A 4860-nucleotide genomic window follows, 5' to 3' on the forward strand; every position below is an offset into this window, starting at 1 on the left:
CTACCTAATCGGCCGCAGCCACATCCTACAGCGCCGGAACGTTTCTAACTCTCTGCACTCCAGCATGAGAGTTATATCCGCTATTGGCCTCAGTTTCCCGAGGTTATCGCGGTCTGTAGGGTAGTTTGGCCACGTGTTACTGAGCTATATGCTACGAGTCTAAACTCGTGCAACTAGCATGGCTAAATCGGACTCCGATAGCAATGGCCTCCGGCAGGATCAACCGGAATGTGCTGATATACATCAGCGGCGGAAGTGGTTGCACTCCGTCGGAAGCTAACACACTGGTTCCTACACCAGCGTTGACTACTGCATGGGTCCGTGGGCTCACATCAGATTCCATCTTAACGGCGGACCGCAGGGGTGGAATCCTCATACACGAACACGAAGCCTCGGTGGCCTCGCGTTCTAAGCGAGTGACCCAACCCACCACGGGGGTGGCGTTGGGGTGTCGTTCCGGGAATGCTGCCCGGCGCGACCTTCGCATTACATCCGACGGGAGGGGAGTATATAAATGGACGGTCTTGGACCCGCCATGTTCAGGAACCACACGGCACACGCGTGGCATACACACGGGTGGTTTCAGTAGTGTATTGGACCGGCGAAATTGAGCGATAGTTGAAAAGTATAGTCAAGTTTTGAGGGATATTATCTGGATATCGGTGGAGGATTTCATCGCTCAGGTCGGCACAATCCGCGATTCAGAGGTGAGAAGTAAATCAGTTGCGCGTAGGAAGTCTCCTCTATCACCGACGAAAACGGACTCGTTACGCCCCAAAACGGTTGCAGCGATTGCTGCGTCCTTTGCCAATACCGCTCCCTTCGCCGTCATCTGCGGTTAGCTATGCATTCACCGAATACCCGACCAGCACGGCGGGAAATGCTTAGGTTCGTGTTGGCCAGCGCGGATGAGTCAAGCACGGCTTCTATGGGCGCTCCGCGCGTGTGTGCGCGACCTTCACTTCCCCGTCCAGTTTGACCCCGTACGACGCCGATGTACAGTTCCAAGACTGTTATCGCCGAAATCACCAGTGGAACATTCGCTACTTCGAACTCATGTTCCTTCTCAACGGCCGCTACGACAGCGTCGATGATATCCAAGATAAGGCTCGTATCGAAATCATTCAAATCGCCCTGCGACATCACGGGCTTCATTACGGTCGTCCTGACCAGCCTGCCCGATGATGTCTCGCATATCGGCTACCTGATCTTCATCGAACGCACCGCGAAGGTCTCTGAGAGAACGCCCCGTCGATGAGTCGTGCTACGGCGTCGCTGAACGACGCATTGTCACGTTTCTTCGCTTTGATCGTAGACATCTTCTCAGGGCAGATTTGATGTGGCATGTTGACAGCGTTAACGCTCCGTCGAAATCAACAGTGGGGTGTTGCAAGTCGGGAAATCAGACCTTCCAGGGGGGAGAATGGAGTATATGCACACCCACTCCAGCGCGAGAGGTTTGAGGCGCTGCTTCGGCGTGTCAGCGATGGATAATGCTGGAGCAATATTCAGGGTGGTTAAGGCGAAAGATACAATAGATGGAGCGGGTGAGAAGGTCAAGAGCCGGTACGTTGCACTGGTTGGTCCGAGGTAGTGCGGTTTTCTCCGGAAACAGTGGTGTGTGTTTTCCTCGTCACATCGTGGCGAACTCCTCGCCGGAGTCGGGCAGGTACTCAATGATACTTTGATGTGCTCCAAACTCGCCAATAATCGTCTGGAGAGCATCAACGACAGTCGCAATATCGCGATTGAGTTCATGCTGACGGTACGTGCCACCGTCCTGACCACGATGTTCCATTTCAGACAGTGTGAGATTGAGAATTTCGAAATCTGAGAGAAAACTGCGCATTCGGCGCGCAGTTCGCGGTTCTCGGCCCTGAAACTCACAGAGCTCTTTATATCGCTGATAGACAATCCGAGAGCGGGCGGGTGTTTCCCCCTCTGCAGCAAGCGTGGTCAGCGCATAGAGTGTGAGTTGCTCGTGTTCAGTAAGGTCGCGCATAATGTCCATGCTCTGTTGGGCCTCAAGCTTCTCCTGAGCGCGTTCGACATGATCAGTCGTAACCGAGTTTGCGTTTTCAGTGCGAGCGAGGTCGCCAGCCTTCCGCAGAAGCGTGATCGCCCGTCGGGCGTCACCACCATCCTGGCGACCGAGTGCGGCACACAGCGGGATGACGCCGTCCTCAAGCGCACTCTCGTGGAAGGCTATCTCGGCCCGTTGTTCGAGGACCTTCTGGAGTTCTTCCGTGCCGTATGGCGGGAACGAAATCTCCGTCTCACAGAGAGATGACTGCACCTTCGCATCGAGCTGTTCGCGGAAGGTCGAATCGTTACTGATCCCAATGACACCAAGCTGGATATTGTCGATATAGCCGTTGTTATCGGCACGGGTGATCTGGTAGAGGAAGGTATCATCCGTGATGTGGTCGATCTCGTCGAGAACGATGATAACGCTGCCAGAAAGCTTATTCAGTTCATTCCAGAGGAGACGATAAACTTTGGATTGAGGATGGCCGGTCTCAGCGATATGGTTCTCGTGACCGCGAAGGTTATTCACGAGGCTGATTGCAGCCTGATAGCTCGTACTCAGCCCATCGCAATTCAGCGAGATGACGGTGAGATCGACTTCAAAATGGTCCGCTGATTCTCGGAGTTCATTAAGTAGAAAGTTCGTCACAGCAGTCTTCCCGACACCAGTCTTTCCATAGATGAAGATGTTATCGGGGTACTCACCATTGATTATCGGCTGTAAAGCAGCTTCATATTCCTCAATCTCGTTGTCCCGGCCAACGATATCATCCGGCACATACTCGACTTTGAGTGTATTCCGGCGTTTGTACAGCGTGTCGTCCGGTTGAAAACGAGGACCCATATTATGCGTGAATGAGTGAGGCTACCACAATAGTTGTTTCGACCACCGTTTCCGCTATTTCCAGTATAACCAGGACTGGGTGGCCCTTCCGATATATGGGGAGGACCCCACTGTTTCCACTATATCACCTGCGCTCTATCGCGGTGCGGTTGAAGACCAGTAGAATGGAATTAGGTATATACGAGATAACTGCCGCTTGGCGCTATGTGGAGCGATAGTACCCCACTATTTCCAGTATATAGCGTGTCGTGGGGGGACTAGACACACCCCACCGTTTCCAGTAAATCGGAGTCACTGTATCATGAGTTGTGACAGATGGGTCAGACCACTGGGTTCCAGTATTTCCAGTAAATACCTTTTTATAAGAGTTAGAGACCCCACCGTTTCCAGTATATCGGTAAAACAAGTGTAATCAGGAGACTGAAGCAGGATGGGATGGTGTAGATTATTGGTACACCCTCCCCCCACTATTTCCAGTAAAGAACAACGAAGTAGCGACGACTACAGAAAATGAACTTTGATCTAGGGAAAAGTTTATAATAATAGCATTATAGCTAGACCGTAGTAGGGCTAGAGCGGTGTTGTTGTAGGGACTAGTTCTAGTGAAAGAAATGAGGTGCGGAGCCTAACTTACCTGTCCTACTAGCTTTAGTGGAAATAGTGGGGGGTGGGTGGCCATTCTTACTTCTTCTATCCTAATGTGTAATTCTAATAGTAGAAATAGTGGGGTCTGACGGGTGTCAGACAACGGGAGTTGGAACCCGAAACTTCGCGGAATGGCATACGGACTTCTTGGAATGCTTGGGTTGCTGGTGTATCTGGTACAAAAAGAGCGTCAAAAGGCTGGCCCGACCTGACTAATATCTCTATCCGCTCGAGCTCCTCACTGATGTCCCGGATAGGGCAAATCGGTACGTTCGAAGGTCTACCTTGCAGTTAGTTCACTCGCTTTCACAGGTGAAGAAACTATATCCAACGACTGGTCTCACAGGCATGGGACCCATTTTTTAGCCCCAGTCTGGTGAAGGCCGTTCCAGTGAAAGCGTCCTGACCGTACCATGGGAAGGCTACTGAAGGCGATCAAAACAGAAAATAACATCCAGCAACCGAACCCACTGAAGCGCAGTTTCCAGAACTTGCTGTTGATTGTCACGTAGTACCTCAGAAACAGGATACCGGTCTGAAGTTCCAGTCACCGCTCGTAGTTAGGGGACTCGCTCCGAGAGTTCCACAGGCGTGTGGCTGTCCGATCCAAGAACGAACCGGATTCCATACTCAGTGAACAGATCTAGCACCGCTGGGTCAGGATGTACCCGGCCAAGTGATCCATGGACGCGGCCAGCATTCACTTCAGGGATTGTTCTGGAGTCAACAAGCGCACGCGCAACCCGGTCATAATCTTCCCGCGCTCATCCGTAGCACATTGTTGATTTCACAGCGTTGCTTGAACAGCGTGTTTGAGAGCATCTCGGCTGGGTTTCCGAAACAGCTCTCGGCGTAGCTGGAACGCTCTAAGATACTGTGTCAGCTTGTCTTTGGAGTACCTCGGTGGGACGAGAGCCACCGTCGCACCTGCGACGCGTGGCTCTCGCAGGTGTTGACGTGCACCTCATCGTCGGCGTATTCACCGTCGCCGTGGACGACGTATTCGCGGTCGAGTGCGTCGTCATCTTTGAGCGGTTCGTACGCTCGAAAGCCGTCGGTATAGACAGTGAGCGACTCCTGCTGGCGGTCGGCCAGCAGGAGTCGAATCGTCGATTCGTCTGCGGCTTTCGCCGGGATCACGTACCGCTGTCCGGTGCCGCGGCCGGCGATGATGAAAACCGGTGGCTTGTCTCCATTTATACGAACCACGCCCACGCGTGGACAGGCCACGCGAGCGCGACTCTAGTACCTAGCGTAACTTTTGAAGATAGCCACCGAGATAGTTGTCGATCCAAGAGGCCGCGAAACTCAGCTGAGCTGTGAGCTTCTCAAAGAGTTCGGTG

General features: G+C 52.8%; 1 protein-coding gene, 1 rRNA gene and 1 pseudogene. All 3 read right to left on the bottom strand.

The features are described from left to right. Positions 1–230 (bottom strand): 16S ribosomal RNA (locus tag G9C82_RS20575); the annotation flags it as partial. Between the two features lie 1403 nt (positions 231–1633). Beyond that, positions 1634–2872 (bottom strand): orc1/cdc6 family replication initiation protein, encoded by a 1239-nt coding sequence (locus G9C82_RS20590; protein WP_004966666.1) that lies wholly within the window; start codon positions 2870–2872, stop codon positions 1634–1636. Between the two features lie 1432 nt (positions 2873–4304). After that, positions 4305–4757: pseudogene (locus G9C82_RS20595) on the bottom strand (IS1595 family transposase); the annotation flags it as partial. Positions 4758–4860 lie beyond the last annotated feature (103 nt).

The organism is Haloarcula sp. R1-2, from assembly GCF_011627385.1.
In the GTDB taxonomy this organism is placed as follows: Archaea; Halobacteriota; Halobacteria; order Halobacteriales; family Haloarculaceae; genus Haloarcula; species Haloarcula marismortui.